The 21,650-nt window shown below is 68.1% G+C and carries 19 protein-coding genes; 12 read left to right on the top strand and 7 right to left on the bottom strand.

Features of this window, described 5'->3' with window-relative positions; translation table 11 throughout:
• Positions 1-352 precede the first annotated feature (352 nt).
• The 6 genes from QZM35_RS03640 to QZM35_RS03615 all read left to right on the top strand — a co-directional run bounded on the left by QZM35_RS03640 (position 353) and on the right by QZM35_RS03615 (position 6,232).
• Positions 353-1,420 (top strand): ABC transporter substrate-binding protein, encoded by a 1,068-nt coding sequence (locus tag QZM35_RS03640; RefSeq protein WP_089427887.1) that lies wholly within the window; start codon positions 353-355, stop codon positions 1,418-1,420.
• A 15-nt stretch (positions 1,421-1,435) separates the two neighbouring features.
• Complete coding sequence (locus QZM35_RS03635; RefSeq protein ID WP_301775406.1) at positions 1,436-2,278, top strand: ABC transporter permease; 843 nt, start codon at positions 1,436-1,438, stop codon at positions 2,276-2,278.
• 39 nt (positions 2,279-2,317) lie between these two features.
• Positions 2,318-3,139, top strand: a complete 822-nt coding sequence (locus QZM35_RS03630; protein ID WP_301775405.1) for an ABC transporter permease — start codon at positions 2,318-2,320, stop codon at positions 3,137-3,139.
• A 40-nt stretch (positions 3,140-3,179) separates the two neighbouring features.
• The gene (locus tag QZM35_RS03625) at positions 3,180-4,025 is read left to right on the top strand and encodes an ABC transporter ATP-binding protein (protein ID WP_089427890.1); all 846 of its coding nucleotides are present in this window, start codon (positions 3,180-3,182) and stop codon (positions 4,023-4,025) included.
• A gap of 148 nt (positions 4,026-4,173) precedes the next feature.
• A complete protein-coding gene (locus tag QZM35_RS03620; protein WP_301775404.1) occupies positions 4,174-5,127 on the top strand; it encodes a TauD/TfdA family dioxygenase in 954 nt (317 codons plus the stop codon).
• 157 nt (positions 5,128-5,284) lie between these two features.
• Complete coding sequence (locus QZM35_RS03615) at positions 5,285-6,232, top strand: TauD/TfdA family dioxygenase (protein ID WP_301775403.1); 948 nt, start codon at positions 5,285-5,287, stop codon at positions 6,230-6,232.
• Positions 6,233-6,335: 103 nt separating this feature from the next.
• On the opposite strand, the gene QZM35_RS03610 is transcribed toward QZM35_RS03615, so the two are convergent.
• Positions 6,336-7,997, bottom strand: a complete 1,662-nt coding sequence (locus tag QZM35_RS03610) for an ABC transporter substrate-binding protein (RefSeq protein WP_301775402.1) — start codon at positions 7,995-7,997, stop codon at positions 6,336-6,338.
• 289 nt (positions 7,998-8,286) lie between these two features.
• Here QZM35_RS03610 and QZM35_RS03605 point away from each other — a divergent pair, with 289 nt between their 5' ends.
• Both QZM35_RS03605 and QZM35_RS03600 read left to right on the top strand, forming a co-directional pair.
• Positions 8,287-8,694 carry a DUF427 domain-containing protein gene (locus QZM35_RS03605; protein ID WP_301775401.1) on the top strand — a complete coding sequence of 136 codons (408 nt, stop codon included), beginning with the start codon at positions 8,287-8,289 and terminating at the stop codon, positions 8,692-8,694.
• Positions 8,695-8,993: 299 nt separating this feature from the next.
• Positions 8,994-9,986 carry a sulfonate ABC transporter substrate-binding protein gene (locus QZM35_RS03600; protein ID WP_089427895.1) on the top strand — a complete coding sequence of 331 codons (993 nt, stop codon included), beginning with the start codon at positions 8,994-8,996 and terminating at the stop codon, positions 9,984-9,986.
• A gap of 22 nt (positions 9,987-10,008) precedes the next feature.
• Here QZM35_RS03600 and QZM35_RS03595 read toward each other — a convergent pair whose 3' ends face one another.
• Positions 10,009-10,593 carry a putative glycolipid-binding domain-containing protein gene (locus QZM35_RS03595; protein ID WP_089427896.1) on the bottom strand — a complete coding sequence of 195 codons (585 nt, stop codon included), beginning with the start codon at positions 10,591-10,593 and terminating at the stop codon, positions 10,009-10,011.
• A 174-nt stretch (positions 10,594-10,767) separates the two neighbouring features.
• Here QZM35_RS03595 and QZM35_RS03590 point away from each other — a divergent pair, with 174 nt between their 5' ends.
• The gene (locus tag QZM35_RS03590; protein WP_089427897.1) at positions 10,768-11,676 is read left to right on the top strand and encodes a LysR family transcriptional regulator; all 909 of its coding nucleotides are present in this window, start codon (positions 10,768-10,770) and stop codon (positions 11,674-11,676) included.
• A 21-nt stretch (positions 11,677-11,697) separates the two neighbouring features.
• Here QZM35_RS03590 and potE read toward each other — a convergent pair whose 3' ends face one another.
• Together potE and QZM35_RS03580 are read right to left on the bottom strand one after the other, a co-directional pair.
• The gene (gene potE / locus QZM35_RS03585; RefSeq protein WP_089427898.1) at positions 11,698-13,083 is read right to left on the bottom strand and encodes a putrescine-ornithine antiporter; all 1,386 of its coding nucleotides are present in this window, start codon (positions 13,081-13,083) and stop codon (positions 11,698-11,700) included.
• Positions 13,084-13,129: 46 nt separating this feature from the next.
• Positions 13,130-15,430, bottom strand: coding sequence for an Orn/Lys/Arg decarboxylase N-terminal domain-containing protein (locus QZM35_RS03580; RefSeq protein ID WP_089427899.1), 2,301 nt, complete (start codon positions 15,428-15,430; stop codon positions 13,130-13,132).
• Between the two features lie 141 nt (positions 15,431-15,571).
• Between QZM35_RS03580 and QZM35_RS03575 the strand changes: the two genes are divergently transcribed.
• The 3 genes from QZM35_RS03575 to QZM35_RS03565 all read left to right on the top strand — a co-directional run bounded on the left by QZM35_RS03575 (position 15,572) and on the right by QZM35_RS03565 (position 19,520).
• The gene (locus tag QZM35_RS03575) at positions 15,572-15,928 is read left to right on the top strand and encodes a hypothetical protein (RefSeq protein ID WP_174971894.1); all 357 of its coding nucleotides are present in this window, start codon (positions 15,572-15,574) and stop codon (positions 15,926-15,928) included.
• 13 nt (positions 15,929-15,941) lie between these two features.
• Positions 15,942-18,122: an ornithine decarboxylase gene (locus tag QZM35_RS03570; protein ID WP_089432422.1), complete on the top strand. Its 2,181-nt coding sequence runs from the start codon at positions 15,942-15,944 to the stop codon at positions 18,120-18,122.
• A 222-nt stretch (positions 18,123-18,344) separates the two neighbouring features.
• Entirely contained in the window at positions 18,345-19,520 is a 1,176-nt protein-coding gene (locus QZM35_RS03565; RefSeq protein ID WP_301775400.1) for an MFS transporter, read from the top strand.
• Between the two features lie 33 nt (positions 19,521-19,553).
• Here QZM35_RS03565 and QZM35_RS03560 read toward each other — a convergent pair whose 3' ends face one another.
• The 3 genes from QZM35_RS03560 to QZM35_RS03550 are packed head-to-tail and all read right to left on the bottom strand — an operon-like array spanning position 19,554 to position 21,646.
• Positions 19,554-20,711 carry an iron-containing alcohol dehydrogenase gene (locus tag QZM35_RS03560; protein ID WP_301775399.1) on the bottom strand — a complete coding sequence of 386 codons (1,158 nt, stop codon included), beginning with the start codon at positions 20,709-20,711 and terminating at the stop codon, positions 19,554-19,556.
• Positions 20,708-21,043 carry a putative quinol monooxygenase gene (locus QZM35_RS03555; RefSeq protein WP_089427904.1) on the bottom strand — a complete coding sequence of 112 codons (336 nt, stop codon included), beginning with the start codon at positions 21,041-21,043 and terminating at the stop codon, positions 20,708-20,710. The genes QZM35_RS03560 and QZM35_RS03555 overlap by 4 nt, the downstream gene beginning before the upstream one ends.
• Positions 21,044-21,070: 27 nt before the next feature.
• On the bottom strand, positions 21,071-21,646 hold the full coding sequence (locus QZM35_RS03550) for a glycerol-3-phosphate responsive antiterminator (protein ID WP_301775398.1): 576 nt from the start codon (positions 21,644-21,646) through the stop codon (positions 21,071-21,073).
• Positions 21,647-21,650 lie beyond the last annotated feature (4 nt).

Below are 21,650 nucleotides of genomic sequence, written 5' to 3'. Positions count from 1 at the left end.
GCATGACGGACTCGCATCGCATGTCGCTGACTACCTGCCCCCGTTTTTAGGCCCGGATTCGGCAAGTGATCGTCGCGCGAATCCACCCGCGTGTTCAATGCGACTTTCCAATCGGCAATTTCATGATGCCGCTTCCGGCTTCAATCGACTTGATTGGAATCCTGATTGAATGTCAGATGCATGTGAATGCCGTTCTCATCCGGATGGAATGAATCGCCCGGCGCACCAACCCGGAAAACGGCGATAAGCATAGTTCAAATCGTTTCTTGTCCGGCCCCGGGCCGTCATCGAGAATGCGCCGACGGGCTGAGGCCCGGTGTCGCTCCTCCCAACGTTCCGGACCCATCGATTCATGCTTCCACTGCGCCTGCTTCGCTCGCTGCTGATCGCGTCCCTCATTGCGTTGCCGGCCGCCGCCGCGCACGCCGACAAGCCCGCCACCATCCGCATCGGTGTCGCCCAGCAAGGCGCCGGCGATCCGCCGACGTTCGGCGGCTCGAGTGCGGCCACCGCGCAGTTGCAGCAGCTGGTCGAAAAGGAGTTCGCGGCCGACGGCATCAAGGTCGAATGGCTGTTCTTCAAGGGCGCGGGGCCGGCCGTCAACGAGGCGATCGCCAACAAGGCGCTCGACTTCGCGTACCAGGGCGACCTGCCCGCCGTGCTCGCGCGGGCGAACGGGATCAAGACGCGCCTGCTGCTCGCCGCGAGCGTGCGCTCGGGCGTCAAGATCGCGGTGCCGCCCGACTCCCCCATCCGCTCGATCAAGGACCTGAAGGATCGCCGCGTGTCGATCTTCCGCGGCACGAACCTGCAGCTCGTAGCCGACAACGCGCTCGCGAAGAACGGCCTCGGCGAACGCGACCTGCGCGTGATCAATCTCGACGCCGCGAGCTCGCTCGCCGCGCTCGCGTCGAAGGGCATCGATGCGTCGGTGGGCGATTACCAGCTGTACAAGCTGCGCGACGCGGGGCTCGCGAAGATCATCTACGAATCGCAGAACGACGGCCCGCAACTCACGCGCCAGACTCACCTGCTCGTGCTCGACGAGTTCGAGCGCGCGCATCCGGACATCGTGCAGCGCGTCGTCACCGCTGTCGTGAAGGGCGCGCAATGGTCGTCCGACGAAGCGAACCGCGACGCGTTGTTCAAGCTGTGGGCGAAAAGCGGCGTGCCGGTGTCGTCGTGGCAGGCCGACTATGCGAACCAGCGCCTGAAGGACCGCCTGTCGCCGCTGATCGATCCGTTCTTCGTCGCACGCTACAAGTCCGTCGCGCAGGATGCGCTGGCGCTGAAGCTGATCCGCCAGCCGGTCGACGTCGATGGCTGGTTCGAGCCGAAGTATCTCGACAATGCGCTGCGCACGCTGAAGCTCGAAAGCTACTGGCCACGCTACGACGCGGCCGGCAAGCCGCTTTCCTGACCCGGACCCGCCACGATGAGCGACACCGCGTTTTCCATTCCGTCATCCGGGCGCCACGCGCTCGCCGCGCCGCCGCACCGTGCGGCGGCCGTGAAGCGGTGGTCGTGGCGGCTCGCGCCGTGGCTGCTGCCTGCACTGCTGTTCGCGCTGTGGAGCATCGGCAGCGCGCGCGGCTGGATCGCGCCGCAGATCCTGCCGCCGCCCGAACGCGTGTTCGACGCACTCAAGGATCTCGCGACGAGCGGCGACCTCGTGCGCCACACGCTGATCAGCCTGCAGCGCGTGCTGGTCGGCTTCGCCGCCGGCACGCTGCTCGGCTTCGCGACCGGCGTCTCGCTCGGCCTGTCGCGCACGCTGGAAGCCTACGTGCTGCCGAGCTTCAATGCGCTCGTGCAAATTCCGGTGCTCGGCTGGCTGCCGTTCCTGCTGCTGCTCGTCGGTGTCGGCGAACCGCTCAAGTACCTGCTGATCGCGCATGCGGCGCTCGTCCCCGTCACGCTGAGCACGTTGCAAGGGTTTCGCCAGACGCCGCCCGCGCTCGACGAAGTCGCCAGCGTATTCGGCTACACGCGGCGGCAACGCATCGTGCACGTCGTGCTGCCCGCCGCGATCCCGACGCTCGCGACCGGCGTGCGGCTCGCGTTCACGAAGTCGTGGCTCGCGCTCGTCGTCGTCGAGCTCGTCGCGTCGTCCGAAGGGCTCGGCTACCTGATCGTGTACGGCCGGCAGCTGTTCCAGCTCGACCTCGTGATGGCGGCCGTGATCGTCGTCGGCGCGGTCGGCCTGCTGATCAACCGGCTGCTCGATGCGCTCGAAGCGCGCTTGCGCCGCGGCGTGCCGTCCGCGTTCCGCGGCTGAAGCGCCGCCCCTGCCCGCGCAATCGAAGGAGTCCCACCGTTGACGTATCCTGCTGCCGCGCCTGACACCAACCCGCCCGCCACCGCGACCGCCCGTCGCCTGCGCGCCCCCGACTGGCGCGGCTTCGTGCTGCCGCTCGTCGCGTTCGCGCTGTGGTGGGCAATCGCTTCCGCGCACCTCGTGAGCAGCGGGCTGCTCGTCGGCCCCGCCGACGTGCTGCGCACCGCATGGGCGCAAGCCACGAGCGGCGCACTCGGCCGCGCGCTGTCCGCGTCGCTCGCGCGTGAAGCCTGCGGTTTCGTGCTCGGCGCGACGGGCGGGCTGCTGCTCGGCGCCGTGCTCGGGCTGTCGCGCGTCGCCGCACGCATGGTCGGCCCGAGCTTCGACACGTTCAAGCAGGTCTCGCTGTTCGCGTGGATTCCGCTGATTTCCGTGTGGTTCGGCCTCGGCGACGTCGCCAAGGTCGTGTTCCTGTCGCTCGCCGCGCTGCTGCCCGTCGCCGCGCACACCTGCGACGGCATTCACGCGGTGCCGCGCGCGTATGTCGACGTCGCCCGTGCGCTGCGCTACTCGCGGCTCCAGCTCGTGCGCTACGTGATCCTGCCGGCCGCGCTGCCATCGATCTTCACCGGGCTGTATCTCGGCCTGATCTATTCGTGGCTCGCGACGCTCGGCGCCGAATACCTGCTGGTCGCCGGCAGCGGGATCGGCAACACGCTGATCGACGGCAGCGAACAGTTCCGGATGGATCTCGTGCTGTTCGGGATCATCGTCGTCGGCGTGACCGGCTGGGCGCTGAACGCGATTGCGCGGGCGATCGAGCGCAAGGTGCTGGCCCGGCGCGGCGACCTGACGCGCTGATCGCCGTTTCCTTTCTCGTCACCCTCTTCCTCGCACCGCCATGACGACCCTCGCCTCCGATTCGCTCGACATCCTCCACGTGAGCAAGCACTACGCGCAACGCGGCGCCGCGCTCGCCGTACTCGACGACGTGTCGCTGCACGTGCGCGCCGGTGAATTCGTCACGATCGTCGGCTCGAGCGGTTGCGGCAAGTCGACGCTGCTGCGGCTGATCGCCGGGCTCGATACCGATTACGCGGGCGAGATCCGGGCCGGTGCCGAACGCGTGCGCGACACGTCGCTGCAGCGCGGGATCGTGTTCCAGGATCACCGGCTGTTCCCGTGGCTGACCGTCGCGCAGAACATCGAGGCCGCGCTGCGCAACGCGCCGCTCGACGCGGCCGCGAAGCGGCGCGCGGTTGCCGATCACGTCGCGCTCGTCGGGCTGAACGGCTTCGAGCACGCGTATCCGAACCAGCTGTCGGGCGGGATGGCGCAGCGCGTCGCGATCGCGCGCGGCCTCGTGAACCGCCCGCGCGTGCTGCTGCTCGACGAACCGTTCGGCGCGCTCGACGCGCAGACACGCGCGCGGATGCAGAACGAACTGCTGCGCATCTGGGAACAGGAGCGCATCACGATGATCCTCGTCACGCACGACGTCGACGAAGCCGTGTATCTCGGCGACCGCGTCGTGACGATGGCGCCGCGCCCGGGCCGCATCGAACGCATCGTCGATGTCGCGTTGCCGCGCCCGCGCCGGCGTGATTCGCCGGAATTCGCGCGATTGCGCGACACCGTGCTCGCCGATTTCGACGACCACGAACCGCCGGGCGACGATCGCCCGGGCGGTAAGCGCATCGACACGCCGCGCCCGCACCGGATCGGCGAATGGCGGCTTGCGTGGTAGCACGCATGCCGCACCGCATTGCTCAGCATGACGACGCATATCGATCATCGCTGCGCACACGCTAAGGTTGTGACGATTCATCGGTTCCGATTGCGCGCGGTCCCTGCTTGAATGGAGACTCGACCGACCCGACTCCAGGAGACTCCCGATGTCCGAAGTCCAGCACGCCGCTCACCCGTCTTCGCATGCTTCGCACGCCGCGCCGCGCACGGCCGCCATGCCGCTCCAGCTTCGCCAGGTCGCCGGCCGGATCGGCGCCGAGATCGCCGGCGTGCGGCTGTCGGGCACGCTCGACGACGCGACGTTCGACGCGATCCAGGCCGCGCTGCTGCGCCACAAGGTGCTGTTCTTCCGTGGCCAGCAGCATCTCGACGACACCGCGCAGGAAGCGTTCGCACGCCGCTTCGGCAAAACCGTCGCGCACCCGACCGTGCCGTCCGTCGACGGCAGCGCAGCCCTGCTCGAACTCGATTCCGCGCACGGCGCGCGCGCCAATTCGTGGCACACCGACGTGACCTTCGTCGATGCGTACCCGAAGATCTCGATCCTGCGTGCTGTCGTGATTCCGCCGTTCGGCGGCGACACCGTGTGGGCCAACACGGCCGCCGCGTACACGAACCTGCCCGACCCGCTGCGCGCGCTCGCCGACACGCTGTGGGCGCTGCATACCAACGCGTACGACTACGCGTCGACGCACGTGCATGCCGACGATACGCAACTGAAGCGCTACCGCGAAGTGTTCACGTCGACCGTCTACGAAACCGAGCACCCGGTCGTGCGCGTCCATCCGGAAACCGGCGAACGCACGCTCGTGCTCGGGCATTTCGTGCAGCGGCTCAAGGGGCTGTCGGCGCAGGATTCCGCGCACCTGCTGCAGGTGTTCCATGAACACGTGACGCGTCTCGAGAACACCGTGCGCTGGAACTGGCAGGAAGGCGACGTCGCGATCTGGGACAACCGCGCGACGCAGCACTACGCGATCAACGACTACGGCGATGCGCGCCGCGTCGTGCGCCGCGCGACCGTGCACGGCGACGTGCCGGTCGGCATCGACGGCCGCCAGAGCGTCGTGCTGAAGGGGCCGGGCGCGACGCTGCAGTAACGCCCGCGTCGCGCGGCGGCGGCGCTCCGTGCGCCGCCGCGCCTGCCCCCGCTTTCCGCTACCGGACACCGACCATGCCCTTCCCGCCTCCGGACCGACGCTTGCACGCGCAACGATGTCGGCCCTCCGCCCCCTCCACTTCCGCCAGGAGCGTCGCATGAGCGCCCTACTCGAACCCGCCGCCCAGCCGGTCGACGTGATTCCGCTGTCCGCCCATATCGGCGCGGAAATCCGCGGCGTCGACCTCACGCAACCGTTGACCACGCCGCAAATCTCGGCGATCCGCGCCGCGCTGCTGAAATGGCGCGTCATCTTCTTTCGCGAGCAATTCCTCACGCACGAGCAGCATGTCGCGTTCTCCGCGCAGTTCGGCGAACCGACGGTCGGCCACCCGGTGTTCGGGCACGTCGACGGGCATCCGGCCGTCTACTCGATCGCGAAGCATCGCAAGGCGACGCGCTTCGAAGGCGAACCGGTGCGCCGCCCGTGGACCGGCTGGCACACCGATGTGACGGCCGCCGTGAACCCGCCGTGGGCGTCGATCCTGCGCGGCGTGACGATCCCGCCGTACGGCGGCGACACGCACTGGACGAACCTCGTGCGGGCGTACGAAACGCTGTCGGCGCCGCTGCGCGGCTTCGTCGACGGCCTGCGCGGCATTCACCGCTTCACGCCGCCGGCCGGCGCGCGCGCCACCGGTGCGTTCGACGACGCGGTCGAGCGCCGCCCGCTCGTCACCGAGCATCCGCTCGTGCGCGTGCATCCGGAGACCGGCGAACGCGCGCTGTACGTGAGCCCGAGCTTCCTGAAATCGATCGTCGGGCTGACGCCGCGCGAGAGCCTGGCGCTGCTCGAACTGCTGTGGGAGCACGTGACACGGCCGGAATTCACGATCCGCTTCAAGTGGGAACCGCGCAGCATCGCGTTCTGGGACAACCGCGCGACCGCCCACCTCGCGCCGGTCGACATCTTCGATCTCGACTTCGATCGCCAGCTGTATCGCACGACGCTCATCGGCGACGTGCCGGTCGGCCCCGACGGCCGGCCGTCGGTCGCGCTCGAAGGCTCGCCGGTCGAAGCCGCGGCGGCGGTCGCGCTCAACTGAACTGAACCGCTCTGCCGGCAGCCGGCGCGCACTGCATCGCGCCGGCCTTTCCCGGTTCGGGCCCCACCGCGCGGACGACAGCACCGTCCGCGCGGCCCGCCCGTCAATCCAGCCAGACCCCGTCGAAGCGATGCCCGCCGAGCGGCGAGAACGTCAGCCCGTGCACGCGCTTGGACACCGGCAGCGACACGATCGACGTCGCGATCGGCGTGAACGGCACCTGGTCCTTGAACACGACCTGCGCCTGCTCGTACAGCGCCGTGCGCTTTGCGACATCCCCATTGGAACGCGCCGCGTCCACCAGCTTCTCGAAATCCTGGTTGCACCACTTCGCGAGATTGCTGCCGTGCACCGCGTCGCAGCCGAGCAGCGTGCCGAGCCAGTTGTCGGGGTCGCCGTTGTCGCCCGACCATCCGTACAGGATCGCGTCGTGCTGCCCGTCATGCTTCGCGCGGCGGTTGTATTCGCCCCATTCGTAGCTGACGATCTTCGCGCGCACGCCGATCTTCGCCCAGTCCTGCTGGATCAGCTGCGCCATCAACTGCGCATTCGGGTTGTACGGGCGCTGCACGGGCATCGCCCACAGCGTCAGGTCGAAGCCGTTCGGGAAGCCGGCCTGCGCGAGCAGCGCCTTCGCGGCCGCCGGGTCGCGCGGCGCATCCTTCAGCCGCGGGTTGTACGACCATTGCGCGGGCGGCATCGGGTTCGTCGCGATCGTCGCGTCGCCGTTGAACACGGTCTTTATGATCGCCGACTTGTCGATCGCGATGTCGAGCGCGCGCCGCACGTCGACGCGATCGAGCGGCGCATGCTGCGTGTTGTACGCGACGAAGCCGACGTTGAAACCCACCCCCGAGAACAACGTCAGCTTCGGGTCGCGCCGCACCGTGTCGAGATCGGCCGGCCGCGGAAACGCCGATACCTGGCATTCGCCGGCCACCAGCTTCTGCAGGCGCGCGGCCGGATCGGGCGTGATCGCGAACACGAGGCGCGCGAGCTTCACGTCGTCCGGCTTCCAGTAGTCGGGATTCGCGTCGTAGCGGATCAGCGCGTCCTTCTGGTACGTGCGCAGCAGGAACGGCCCCGTGCCCACCGGGAACTGGTTGATGTCGGCCTCGCGATGGCGCGCCGCGAGCTGCGACGCATACTCGGCCGACAGGATCGACGCGAACGCCATCGCGAGATTGCGCACGAACACGACGTCGGGTGTCTTCAGCACGAAGCGCACCGTGTAGTCGTCGACCTTGTCGATGCGCTCGACGTTGCGGTCGAAGCCGAGGTCGCTGAAATACGGGAAGCTGACCGGATAGGCCTTGCGGAACGGATCGTCGGGATCGAGCATCCGGTGGAACGTGAAGACGACGTCGTCGGCCTGGAACGGCCGCGTCGGCTTGAACCACGCGGTGGTCTGGAATTTCACGTCGCGCCGCAGATGGAACGTGATCGTGCGCTGGTCGGGCGACACGTCCCAGCGCGTCGCGAGCGCCGGCTCGAGATCGAGCGTGCCGCGCTTGAACTGCACGAGCCCGTTGTAGACCGGGTACGTGCTCGCATCGAAATCGGTGCTCGTCGTATGCTGGCCCGGATCGAAGCCGGCCGGGCTGCCTTCGGTGCAATACACGAGCGTCTTGCCGGACGGCGCGGCAAGCGCGTGCGTGGCCGCGCCGGCGAGCAGCAGCGACGCCGCGAGACAACGCAGGGCGATCGCGGCATGGGGGACGCCACGCGCACGACGCGCGGCTGACGAAACGAAAGCGTTCTTCATGGTGACGGAGACAGGAAAGAGCTGTCATGAAAATGACGACGGCCGATCTTCGCGCGCCTCCCGCCGATCGCTTACCAATTAATTTCGCGTTGCTTATCGTCGTGGCTGCATCCCGCTGCCCGTGCATGAAAACGTCCACGCGAGCGCCGGGCGGCCGTCTCGCGCCGCCGTCTTCCGGCCCCGTGCAGACTCGCCCGAAATGGCGCATCGTATCGGCTGGCCAACGCCGGCACCGGCGCGCCGGGATTCGCCCGACGCCGCCGCGCCGCCGATTCCAGGAGGACACACGATGCCTGTCAGCTCCGAAACGTCTGCTCGCCCGGTGAAGACGCCGGGCCCCGATCACCCGATCACGGTCGAACTGCACCCGCGGCGCGTCGTGGTCAAGGCGGCCGGCAGGGTCGTCGCGGATACGCGCCGCGCGCTGGCGCTGCGCGAAGCCGCCTACCCGGCGGTGCTCTACATCCCGCGCGAGGACGCCGACCTGACGCTGCTGCAACGCACCAACCACGCGACGTACTGCCCGTACAAGGGCGACGCCGCCTATTACTCGATCCCGGTCGGCGGCGAGCGCGCCGTGAATGCCGTCTGGACCTACGAGGCGCCCTATCCGGCCGTCGACGCGATCCGCGGGCACCTCGCGTTCTATCCGGATCGCGTCGATTCGATCGAGGAAAGCCCGGTCGGCTCCGATTGAGGGTCGTGACAGCCGTTCATCGAACGCCCGGCGGCTGCGTGTGCACGCGTGCGAACTCGCCGGCACGGCGGGCCGTGCCGGCGGGTTCGCGTGCCGATCACCGGCCCGAACCCGTCCACCTGGTTCGCCGCTGATTTGCATATGCGGATTCGTTGGTTGGCCGCCGGCCTGCGCGGCCGTATCGTCCTGAATCCGGCGCAGGGCCGGCCCGTTGCGCGCAGCGCCCGCATCGGGCCCGCCCTGCGCCGGCCGCGCCGTCTTTCGCGCGCGGCCCGTGAACCCGCACGCAGGACGCCTCGATGAACGACACACCGCACGCAGACGTTGAACCGACACCGGCGAACCCGCATCGCCGCCAGTGGCTGCAAGGCGCGGCCGCCGGGCTGGCCGGGCTCGCGCTCGGCCCGCTCGCCGGCCTGCCGGCTCATGCGCAAGACAGCGGCACGCGGCTGCGCGTCGGTTTCCAGAAATACGGCAACTTCGTCGTGCTCAAGGCGCGCGGCACGCTGGAGAAACGGCTCGCGAGCCAGGGCGTCACCGTGCAGTGGCTCGAATTTCCGGCCGGCCCGCAATTGCTCGAGGGCCTGAACGCCGGCGCGATCGACGTCGGCACGGTCGGCGAGACGCCGCCGATCTTCGCGCAGGCGGGCGGCGTCGATTTCGTCTACATCGGCAACGAGCCGCCCGCGCCGCAGGGCGAGGCGATCGTCGTGCTGCCCGATTCGCCGATCCGCAACGTCGCGCAGCTGCGCGGCAAGAAGGTCGCGTTCAACAAGGGTTCGAACGTCCATTACCTGCTCGTGAAGGCGCTCGAACATGCGGGGCTCACGTATGCCGACATCCAGCCGATCTACCTGACGCCCGCCGACGCACGCGCCGCGTTCGTGCAGCGCAACGTCGATGCATGGGTGATCTGGGATCCGTACCTGGCCGCCGCCGAACGGCAGATCGGCGCGCGCGTGATCGCGAACGGCGAAGGGCTCGTGCGCAATACGCAGTACTACCTCGCCGCACGCAAATACGCGGCGGCCCACCCGCAGGTCATACGCGCGCTGCTCGATGAAGTCGACGCGGTCGACCGCTGGGCGCGCGACCATGTGCCCGAAGTCGCCACGCAACTGTCGCCGCTCGTCGGCCTCGATGCGCCGACGCTCGAAGTCGCGCTCAAGCGCGCCGGCTACGGCGTGCAGCCGATCAGCGACGCGACGCTCGCGTATCAGCAGAACATCGCGGATTCATTCAGCGCGCTGAAGCTGATTCCGGGCAAGCTGTCGGTCGCGAGCGCACGCTGACGCGCGGCGCGGTACGCGTGATTCAGCGTGCGGGTGCCGCGCCGATGCGCCGCCATTCGTCGTAGTCGGTGACCAGACCTGCTTCGTCGACCGCGATATCGGCCGCATACGTGCCGCTTTCGTAGCGGTACACGCGCTCCGCCGTACGCGTATAGCGTTGCTCGCCCCGCACGAACGCGACATCCGGAAAGCGCAGCCACGCGGTGTGGATCACCGCCGCTTCGCCGTCGGCCAGCCTGAGCCGCCGGATCGGCAGCGTATTCGTCGACGGGCTGAAGCCGAGATCGAGGTCGGTCGCGCCCGCGAGCGCCGGGACGTCGACGCCGTCGATCGTCCATCGCCCTGCGTCACGGCGGATATCCCACTGCCGCGGCGGCTGCGTGCCGCCCCACTGCGTGATGCTTGCCGAGCGCGTGAGCCAGTCGGCGTCGCATGCGATCGCGTAATCGATGCGAAACGGCGAGCCGTCGACCGCACCCGACACCGATCCCGACAGATCGATTCCCGTGCGCGACTCGACGAGCCGGCACCATTCGGCTGCCTGCCACGTCTGCACGATCTGCCATGCGACGCAGCGCGTGCGCACCGCGTCATCCTGTTGCGTCATGTCGTCGTCTCCCGTCGATCGCACGGATGCCGATTGTCCCCCATCGCACCGGCGAACACACGCGGCTTCGCCAACCGATGGTCAGTATCGGTTCGTCGCGCACCATCGGGCGGCCCTGCTTTGATACCATCCGTCGATCGGCATCAACCGGAACCGGACAAGGGGCGCGACTTCATGGATTTGCTGGCGACGATGCGCATCTACGTGAGGGTCGTCGAGCGCGGCACGATGTCCGGCGCGGCGCGCGATCTCGACATGGGCCAGCCGGCCGTCAGCGAGCGCATCGAGCGGCTCGAGAAGCATCTCGGCACACGGCTGCTGTTGCGCAGTGCCCGCACCCTCACGTGCACCGAAGAAGGCCGGATCTTCTACGAACGCAGCAAGGAACTGCTCGAAGCGGCCGACGACGCGGTCGCATCGGTGTCGAAGACGGAGAACGCACTCGACGGCACGATCCGGCTCGCGGCGCCGCAATGCATCGGCGAGGTCGTGCTGCCGGGTGTGCTGATGCATGTCCGCAGCGCGTATCCGAACCTGCACATCGACCTGGTCCTGAACGACGACATCGTCGATCCGGTCACGGAAGGCGTCGACATCTCGATCCGCGTCGGCCAGCTCGGCGACGGAGGGTTCGTCGCGCATCCGGTCGGCGCGGTCGGCCGCCGGCTCGTTGCCGCGCCGTCCTATCTCGAGCGGCACGGCCCGATCGACACGGCGGCCGATCTCGCGAACCATCCGTTCGTCCGTGTGAAAGGCGTCTTCGCGAGTGAACGACTGCCGCTGCGGCGCGACGGCGACGCGCTCGACTACGCGCGCATCCGCACGATCATGACGACGAGCCACTGGCGCCCGATGTTCGACACGATCGTGGCCGGCGGCGGCATCGGCGTGGTCCAGCAGCCGGCCTGCGCCGACGCGCTCGCGGCCGGCACGCTCGTCGAGCTCCTGCCGCACTACGTGATTCCCGATTTCGCGCTCAACGTGCTCGTGCATGCGCAGCGGCCGCTGCCGCCGCGCGTGCGGGCCGTCGTCGACCTGCTGAAGCAGGACCTCCCGCCGCTGCTGGCCCGCCCTGCCCGATAACGGCGGCGCGCGCCGCCCCCGTCACGCCTGCAGCGACTTCCCCGGCTCCTTCACGTGGGCATCGACTTCCATCTGGTAGAAGCGCGCGCTGACGAAGCCGAACAGCGTCCAGCCCAGGAACACGCACAGGCCGCCGAGCATCAGCGCCTGCTCGCCCGAGCTGAACAGCGCATAGAAGCTGTACGCGGTCGCCACCATCGCGATCACGTTGGTCAGCAGCGCCTTCGCCGGCGGCACCTTCGCGACCTTCTGGATCGTGATCAGCGCAGCCATCGACATCACGTAAGGCACGAGATTCGTGACGACCGCTAGATCGACGATCTTCTGGAACTGGCTGCTCAGCTCCGGGCTGATCGTCATCAGCGCCAGCGCGACCTGCGCGACCAGCAGGATCACCATCCCGACGATCGGCGTGCCGGTGCGCGTCGCACGCGCGAACACCGGCAGGAAGTAGCCGACGTCCGCCGAGCTCTTGAACACCTGCGCGACCGTGAACTGCCAGCCGAGCAGCGAGCCGATGCACGCGATCACCATCAGCGCGGTGACGATCGTGCCGACCGTCGGCGTGAACATCGTCGCGAACGCGATGCCGAACGGCGCATTCGACTTCGCGAGCAGCGCGTTGGGCACGATCCCCGCGATCACGTTGGTCGACACGATGTAGAAGATCGCCGACGCGATCGTGCCGCCGAGCACGGCGATCGGCACGTTGCGCTCCGGGTTCTCCACGGCGTCCGAGTTCGCGCACGCCGATTCGAGCCCGAGGAACGCCCACAGCGTCACCGCGATCGAGCTGCCGACGGCCGGCCCGAACGGCAGGTTGTTAGGATTCCATGCGGCGCCCCAGGTCGCGCCGCTGAACCAGAACCAGCCGATCAGCGACACGACGACGACCGGAATGATCACGCCCCACACCGTCACCGCGCCGATCCGGCCGGTGATGCGCGAGCCGCCGAAGTTCGCGACCGTCGTCAGCACGAGCAGGAAGATCGTCCACAGGCCGGTCTGCAGCGGCGACAGCGTCGCGTCGAACAGCACGGTGCCGTAGCCGACCGCCGTGACGCCGATCGCGACGTTGGCGATCACGAGCGACAGCCCGTACGTGTAGTTCGCCATGTAGTTGCCGGCCTTGCCGAACGCGTATTCCGCGTAGCCGCCCATCCCGCCCGGCTTGCGGCTCAGCATCCCGCAGCGCGCGAACGCATAGGCCAGCGCGAGCGAGCCGCCGGCCGTGACGATCCACGACAGCAGCGAGATCGTGCCGACCTGCGCGAGCTTCGACGGCAGCAGGATGATGCCGGAGCCCATCATGTTGACCGCCGTGAGGATGGTCAGCTGCCAGACGTTCATCCGGTTCTTCGGCGCGGCCGCGGCGGCCGCGTCGGACATGCGCGCTGTGTTTTCCATGATGTCGATCCCTCGATGTAAGGCCGTTGCGTGGCCGGTCGCGCGTTCAGGCCGTCAGGCAATACACGCGGTACGTGCCGTCCTCGACTTCCACGCCGTGCGTATCGTGCGCGAAGCCCGGGAAGCGCCGGTCGTACGCTTCGAGCGCCTTCAGGTAACCGAGCACCGGGCCGTCCGCCGGCCCCGCGTTCTCGCCCGGCATCAACAGCGGAATGCCCGGCGGATACGGCACGACGCCGGTGGCGACCGTGCGTCCGGCCAGTTCCTCGAGCGTGACCTGCTCGACGCGGCCCTGCACCAGATGCTCGTACGCGCGCACCGGGCTCATCTCCGGCTTCGGCAGGATCGAGAACGCCTCCGACATCAACCGCGTCGTGCCGAGCTGCTCCATCGCCGCGAACATCGTGTCGGCCAGGTCCTTCAGCCCCATGCCCGCATAGCGCGAGCCATGCGCCTTCGCGAGCGACGGAATCGCCATGTCGAGCGGCAGGTTCGCGTCGTAGTCGCGCTTGAAGTCGCACAGCGCGCTGACGAGCGAGCCCCACTTGCCCTTCGTGATGCCGATCGAGAACAGGAACAGGATCGTGAAGTCGGTGGTTTTCTCGACGACGATCCCGCGCGCATCGAGATACGCGGTCACGACGCTCGCCGGAATGCCGACCGGCATCAGGCCGCCGGCCGGCGCGACGCCCGGCGTGACGATCGACACCTTGATCGGATCGAGCATGCAGTAGCCGTCCTCGATATTGCCGAAGCCGTGCCATTGCGCGCCGGGGCGCAGCACCCAGCACGACGGGTCGCTCGCGAGCAGCTCGGGCGACGCGTCGTGGAACGGCAGCGTGCGGCCGGTGCGCGTCTCGAGCACGGTGTCGGGCTGCCAGCACTCGAAGAACCAGTCGCCCTTCGCGCCGAACTCGCTGTTCATCCGCGCGATCATCTGCCGGAACGCGACGGCCTCCTCGATCGACTCGTGCGTGAGCGCCGCGCCGCCGGGGCCGTCCATCATCGCGGCCGCGACGTCGTTCGACGCGATGATCGCGTAGTTCGGCGACGTCGACGCGTGCATCATGAATGTTTCGTTGAACTGGCCATGCGGAATCGGGTTGCGGCCGTCGCGCACGTGGATGTACGACGCCTGCGACAGCGCGGTCAGCAGCTTGTGCGTCGACTGCGTCGCGAACACCGTGGGGCGGTCCGCACGATGGTCGCGCGGGTCGCCGTGCATCGCATGGCGATCGCGGTAGATCGGGTTGAAACGCGCGTAGCCGTACCACGCTTCGTCGAAATGCAGCCGATCGACGCTCGCGCCGAGCAACTCCTCGACGCGCGCGACGTTGTAGCACAGGCCGTCGTACGTCGAGTTCGTGACGATCGCGTGCTTCGGCTGGCGGTCGGCGAGCCCGGCCGTCAGCGGGTTCGACGTGATCGCCTCGCGGATCGCCGCCTGCGTGAGGCGCTCCGACGCGATCGGCCCGATGATCCCGTAGCGGTTACGGGTCGGCACGAGGTAGGTCGGGATCGCGCCCGACATCGTCATCGCGTGCTCGGCCGACTTGTGGCAGTTGCGGTCGCACAGCGCGATCTGGTCGCGGCTCACGCTCGCCATCAGGATGATGCGGTTCGACGTCGACGAGCCGTTCGTCACGTGATACGTGCGATGCGCGCCGAACACGCGCGCCGCGTAGCGCTCGCTTTCGCCGATCGGGCCCGAGTGGTCGAGCAGCGAGCCGAGCTCGCCGACCGAGATCGACAGGTCGGAACGGAACAGCGCTTCACCGAAGTATTCGAAGAACGCGCGGCCGACCGGCGATTTGAGGAAGCCCGTGCCGCCCGTGTGGCCGGGCGTATGCCATGAGTATTCATAGACGCGCGAGAATTTCGCGAGCGCGCCGAACATCGGCGGCAACACGGTGGCGCGATAGCGTTCGATCGCCGCATGGATGCGCCCGCCGATGAAGTCGGCCGTGTCCTCGAGCAGCCACACGAAATCGTCGACCTGCCCCATCACCCTGGACGGCACCGACGATGCGACGCTGCGGTCGGCCAGCAGGAAGATCGGCACGTTGGCGTTGCGATGCCGGATCGCATCGACCACGGCCTCGGACGGCCCGTGGCCGTCCACGCCGAGATCCCAGTCGAGCAGCACGCACTGGATCGACGGATCGGAACGGATCAGCATGATCGCGTCGTCGGCCGAGGTGGCCGTGAGCACGTCGATATCGCGCTGCACGAGCTCCGCGCTCAGCGTGCGGACCGCACGCCCGGTCGCGGTTTCCTGCGTGATCTCGTCATCGACCAATAACGCGCGCATGCCGAGACGACGAATGCCACCGACGGACGTATTCATGTTGCTGCCCTCGTTGTTCCGATGCTTCGTTGGGTTCAATTCGTCTCACGAGCACGCGGACAGCAGGCCACGGGCAGCGGCATGAGACGCTCGCAAATCCGGTTTGATTCGCCATCCAATTCGGAGCCGACTATGCCATAGATGCCTTTTGATGAAAAGCAGACGAATCGGCGAAACGGTCGAACGTTTTCAAATCGCCTTTCACAATCGGTTCATTTTGATGTGCATTGCAGCACGCCGATTCCCGATTATTGGAGCGGTTTCGCCCACCAATCGGATTGGCGATTCCGGTCGATTGAATTCGCCGGGTTTTGTTGCTACGATCGGCTGCGCCGTGCATTGACCGGCGGCGGCTGCGCCGCGCCGCGCAAGGCTTCTTCGTGCGGCGCGCCATTCGGCATTCAGCATTCGCGGGAGCGTTTCAATCGGCTGCAGCGCGTGTCGGATGACGCGGATTGTGCGCCCGTGCGAATGCGGCTCTCGTTTTCCGCACATTGACGGGAGAGTTCGCGTGAGCCTGTTGAAAATCGCAGTCGAGCCGGCGCTGATTGGCGCCTTCCTCACCACGCACGAACAGGTCGACGTATTCCAGACCGATTTCACGAATATCGCGGCCATCGTCGTCGGAATCGATTCGGCGCAACAGGTGCTTGAAACCGTCGAAAGAACCGGATTCGCGATTCCGTTTTTCGTCGCGGTCGAGCCCGACCAGGAAGTGCCGCCGTCGATCCTGCCGAGCGCGAGCGGCGTGATCCAGCTCCGCCACGGCGGACGCCACTACTACGGCCGGCAGATCTCCGCCGCCGCAGACATCTACAGCGAGAACCTGCTGCCGCCGTTCTTCAAGGTGATGCGCGAATACGTGCAGCGCGGCTATGTCGAATTCGACTGCCCCGGCCACCAGGGCGGGCAGTTTTTCTCGAATCACCCGCTCGGCCGGATGTTCTTCGACTTCTTCGGCGAGACGATCTTTCGCGCCGACCTCTGCAACGCCGATGTCCGGCTCGGCGACCTGCTGATCCACGAAGGCCCCGCGCTGGAAGCGCAGCGCAATGCCGCGCGGATCTACAACGCAGACAAGACGTACTTCGTGCTGAACGGCACATCGACGTCGAACAAGGTCGTCACGAGCGCGTTGCTCGCGCCCGACGATCTCGTGCTGTTCGATCGCAACAACCACAAGTCGGTGCACCTCGGCGCGCTCGTGCTGTCGGGCGCGCGGCCGGTCTACCTCGAGACCGCGCGCAACGCGTGGGGCCTCATCGGCGGCGTCGACAGCGCGGCGCTCGACGAAACGCGCATTCGCGACGCGATCCGCGACGTCGCACCGGAGCGCGCCGGCCTGCCGCGCCCGTTCCGGCTCGCGGTGATCCAGCTCGGCACCTACGACGGCACGATCTACAATGCGCGCGAGATCGTCGACCGGATCGGGCATCTGTGCGACTACATCCTGTTCGATTCGGCGTGGGTCGGCTACGAGCAGTTCATCCCGATGATGCAGGACTGCTCGCCGCTGATGCTCACGCTCGGCCCCGACGATCCCGGCATCTTCGTCACGCAGTCGGTGCACAAGCAGCAGGCCGGTTTCTCGCAGACGTCGCAGATCCACAAGAAGGACAGCCACATCGAAGGCCAGAAGCGCTTCTGCGATCACCGGCGCTTCAACAACGCGTACATGATCCATGCGTCGACGAGCCCGTTCTACCCGATGTTCGCCGCGCTCGACGTCAACGCGCAGATGCATGCGGGCCCGGCCGGCAAGCGCCTGTGGCGCGACTGCGTCGCGCATGGCGTCGACGCGCGCAAGCTGCTGCTGAAGACCTGCCGCCAGATCCGACCGTTCGTTCCCCAGACTATCGACGGCCGCCCGTGGGCCGACTACCCGACCGAGCAGATCGTCGACGACCTGCGCTTCTTCCGCTTTCATCCGGCCGACACGTGGCACGGCTTCGAAGGCTATGCGGACGACCAGTATTTCGTCGACCCGTGCAAGCTGCTGCTGACGACGCCCGGCATCGATCGCGACACGCATGAATACGCGGCTTTCGGTGCGCCGGCGCCGATCCTGGCGCGCTACCTGCGCGAGCACGGCGTCGTGCCCGAGAAGGCCGACCTGTACACGATCCTGTTCCTGCTCACGCCTTCCGAAAGTTTCGGCAAGCTGCAGCATCTGGTCGCGCATCTCGCGCAGTTCGAACGCCATCTCGACCAGGACACGCCGCTGCGCGAAGCGATTCCATCGCTGTGCGAAGCATATCCTGAGCTGTACGGCAACATGCGCCTGCGGCAGCTGTGCCAGCGGATGCACGACTTCTATCGCAGTCACGACATGAAGCATCTGCAGAAGCTGATGTTCCGGCGTGCGCAGTTCCCGAAGCAGGCGATGCTGCCGCAGGCCGCGAACGCCGAGCTGATCCGCAACAACGTCGAGCTCGTCACGCTCGATCGCATCGAAGGCCGGATCGCGACGGAAGGCGCGCTGCCCTATCCGCCCGGCATCTTCTGCGTGGTGCCCGGCGAACGGTGGGGCGGCCCGGCGCTCGACTACTTCCGTGCGCTCGAAGCCGGGATCAACGCGCTGCCGGGTTTCGAGCCGGAAATCCAGGGCGTCTATCTGCAAACGCGGCCGGACGGCACGAAGCAGGCTTCGGCGTACGTGGTGGCGGCCGGTGCCGACGCGTCTACCGCGTAACGGCGGCCTGGCGGGCATGCTCGGCGTTTCTACCGGGCTGCAGCACGGCACAGGCACCGGCGCGGGTGCAAGCATCCACACTTGCGCACCGCCTGACCGTGCGGTACCGTCCTGCTTTCCGGGATAACCGAAGCCTCGCCTCGAAACCCATCCGTCGATTCGTTCCGATGCGGCCCGCCCCCTGCCCGGCGCTGCCACGTCGCGCGTACAGGAGGGGTTCCGTTGGACGTTCGCATCTATCTGCTGGCCGCCGCCGTGTTCCTGGCCGGTGTCGCCGAAAACATCTGCGTCGGCATCCTGCCGGCGATCGCCGCCGGCCTGCACGTGTCGATCGCCGCCGCCAGCCAGCTCACCACGATCTTCTCCGCCGTCTTCGCGCTGGCCGCGCTCGTCGCGGCGGCCTGCGTCGCGCGTATCGAGAGGCGCACCGCACTGCTCGCGTCGCTCGGCGTGTTCGCGGCCGCGAACCTGGGCGCCGCGACCAGCCCCGGCTATGCGAGCCTGTTTGCCGCACGCGTGCTGATGGCCGCGAGCTGCGCGACGCTGATCCTCGTCGCGACGCGATTCGCGGCCGAGCTCGCGCCGGCGTCGCAACGCGGCCGCGCGATCGGCATCGTGTTCATGGGCATCAGCGCCTCGCTCGTGCTCGGCGTGCCGATCGGGATGCGGATCGCCGACTGGGCCGGCTGGCGCGCGGTGTTCGTGTCGATCGCGGTGCCTGCGCTGCCGCTCGCGATCTGGCTTGGCCGGCGATTGCCGCGCATGGCGCCGTCCGCTGTCATCGCTGCCGCGGATGCAGCAGGCACGCCGTCATATCGCGCGGTGCTCGCGCACCCGCGGCTGATGGCCGCGCAACTCGTCTCCATCGCGATGATCGGCGGACATTTCACGCTGTTCGCGTATCTCACGCCGTATCTGCAGGCCGTGCTGTCACCCGGCGCGGCCGCGCTCGAAGGGTTGTACGTCGCGTTCGGGATCGCCGGCGTGACCGGCGCATGGCTGGGCGGACTCTTCTCGGACCGGCTCGGCGCGTCGCGCGCGCTGTGGGCATGCCCGGCCGTGTTTCTCGTCGCGATGGCCGTGCTGCCGGCGGCCGGTATATCGCCGCTCGCGTTCATACCCGCGATGATGCTGTGGGGCGGCATCAGCTGGTCGATCTCGCCGATCGTGCAGAACTACCTGATCCACACCGCGCCGTCACTGGCCGATGCAAGCGTCGGCATCAACGTGTCGGCCATGCATGCGGGTGTCGCACTCGGCTCGGCGCTCGGCGGCGTGCTCGTCGAACGCGACGCGCTGCGCGTCACGCCGTGGGCCGGATGCGGGCTCGTGGCCGTGGCGCTCGCATGCGCATGCATCGCGGCATGGCCCGCGCGGCAGGCCGCGAGCGCATCGTGAATGCATGACGGGCGGCGCGACGCGCCTGCCGCCTCACCACGCCTGCCGGTAGATCTCCAGCGCGTCGGCCTCCGTCACCTCGCGCGGATTGTTCACGAGCAGGCGCGTCTGCAGCATCGCATCCGACGCCATCCTCGGCAGGTCGCCTTCCCCGATGCCGACCTCGCGCAGCGTGCGCGGAATGCCCGTCGCGACGATCAGCCGGTCGATCTCGGCGATCAGCGCGTGCGTGCGCGCTTCGTCGCTGCCCGTCGCCGACGGCGCGACGATCGCCGCGAGTTCCGCATACAGCGGCGCGGCGGCCGGCGCGTTGAAACGCAGCACGTGCGGCAGCACGAGCGCATTCGACAGCCCGTGCGGCACATGGAAGATCCCGCCGACCGGATAGGCCAGCGCGTGCACGGCCGCGACCGGTGCATTCGCGAACGCCTGCCCCGCGAACATCGCGCCGACCAGCATCGCCTCGCGCGCGTGACGGTTCCGGCCGTCGTCGCACGCCGTGAGCAGGTTGCGCGACAGCAGCGTCAGCGCGTGCACGGCCAGCATGTCGGATATGGGGTTCTTCAGCCGCGCGGACGTGTAGGCCTCGATCGCATGCACCATCGCGTCGATGCCCGTCGCGGCCGTGGCCGCACGCGGCAGGCCGAGCGTCAGTTCGGCGTCGAGGATCGCGACGTCCGCGAACAGGTGCGGCGACACGACGCCCATCTTGCGCGCCTCGCCGACCGTGACGATCGACACGGCAGTCACTTCGGAGCCGGTGCCGGCCGTCGTCGGCATCTGCACGAGCGGCAGCTGCGCGCTCGTGACCTTGTCGACGCCGTACATGTCGGCCAGCGCCTGCTGCCCCGGCGCGAGCACCGCGATCAGCTTCGCGACGTCCATCGACGATCCGCCGCCCAGGCCGAGCACGATCTCCGCATCGGCCGCGACGGCCCTCTCGGTCGCTTCCAGCACCACGTGTTCGGGCGGATCGGCGATCACGTCGTCGATCACGGTGACCTGCCAGCCGTGCGCAGCGAGGCTCTCCAGCGCGGGCGCGAGTACGCCGCTGCGATGCAGGAACGCGTCGGTGACGACACAGAGCCGCACGAGCGCCGGAAAGCGTTCGCGCAACCATGCACCGAGCTGGCGCGCGGCGCCGAATTCGACGACCTGCGTCGGAACGGTACGGAATTGAAACGGGTTCATCGGGCGCCTCCCGGAGGCGTCGCCGTGCCGGTGCCCGGCTGCACCATGTAGCTGGACACTTCGCGGCGATCGAGCAACGGAATGATCGCGCCGAACCCGATCCGCTGGAAATGCGGCGTTTCCCGATGCACGTCGAGGCCGTCCGCGTCGCGGTAGCGTTCGAGGATCACGATGTGGTCGGGGTCCTCCGGCGACCGGAAATACGCGTAGTCGAGATTCTTCGGCTCGGCGCGCGTCAGGGGCGCGAGCTCCGCGAGCAATGCGACCACGCGGTCGCCGTTGCCGGGCTTGGCGTGGAAATGCGCGATGACCTGCAGGTAAGGTTCGTTCATGTTGCGCTCCGGGTTCGAGGGGGGCCGTCACGACGACGGGTCAAAATTCCACCATGCGCTGTCGCTCGTCGACACCGCGACTGCACCGTGCCGCCTCGCGCTGCGCACGTCTTCCGCGTTGCCGACGAAGCCCGACGCGACGATCGGCGGCAACGCCTGCCGGTCGGCCTCGCTCAGGTGCGCGAGCATCGGCGCCGGCATCAGCTGCACGAGGTTCGGATCGCTCTGCTCGATCGCCTTTACACTGCGCGGCCAGGTCGAGCGGTCGGTCACGAATACCTTCTGCATCGTGATCAGCCCTGCGCGGTTCGCACGCTGGATCGTCGCGACGCGCGTGGAGACGAGGCTCGCGACGCCGATATCGGCCAGATATTCGACGCCGCCCTTGTCTTGCGACAGCCCGTCGCAACTGTCGATGTTGACGATCACGACCTTGCCGGCCCGGGCGAGCGCCACGACCACCGCCTGCAGCCGGCGCAGATCGACGTTCGCGACGATGCCGACCTCGGCCGCACTGTCGATGAAGCTGTCCGCCTGCTCGACGCCGTACAGCGTGGCGATGACGGGATGACGGGCGAGGCGCGCGCCCAGCGACTTGTCCATGGCG

The organism is Burkholderia sp. AU45274, from assembly GCF_030482505.1.
GTDB lineage: Bacteria > Pseudomonadota > Gammaproteobacteria > Burkholderiales > Burkholderiaceae > Burkholderia.
This window is presented reverse-complemented; position numbering and strand designations above follow the sequence as displayed.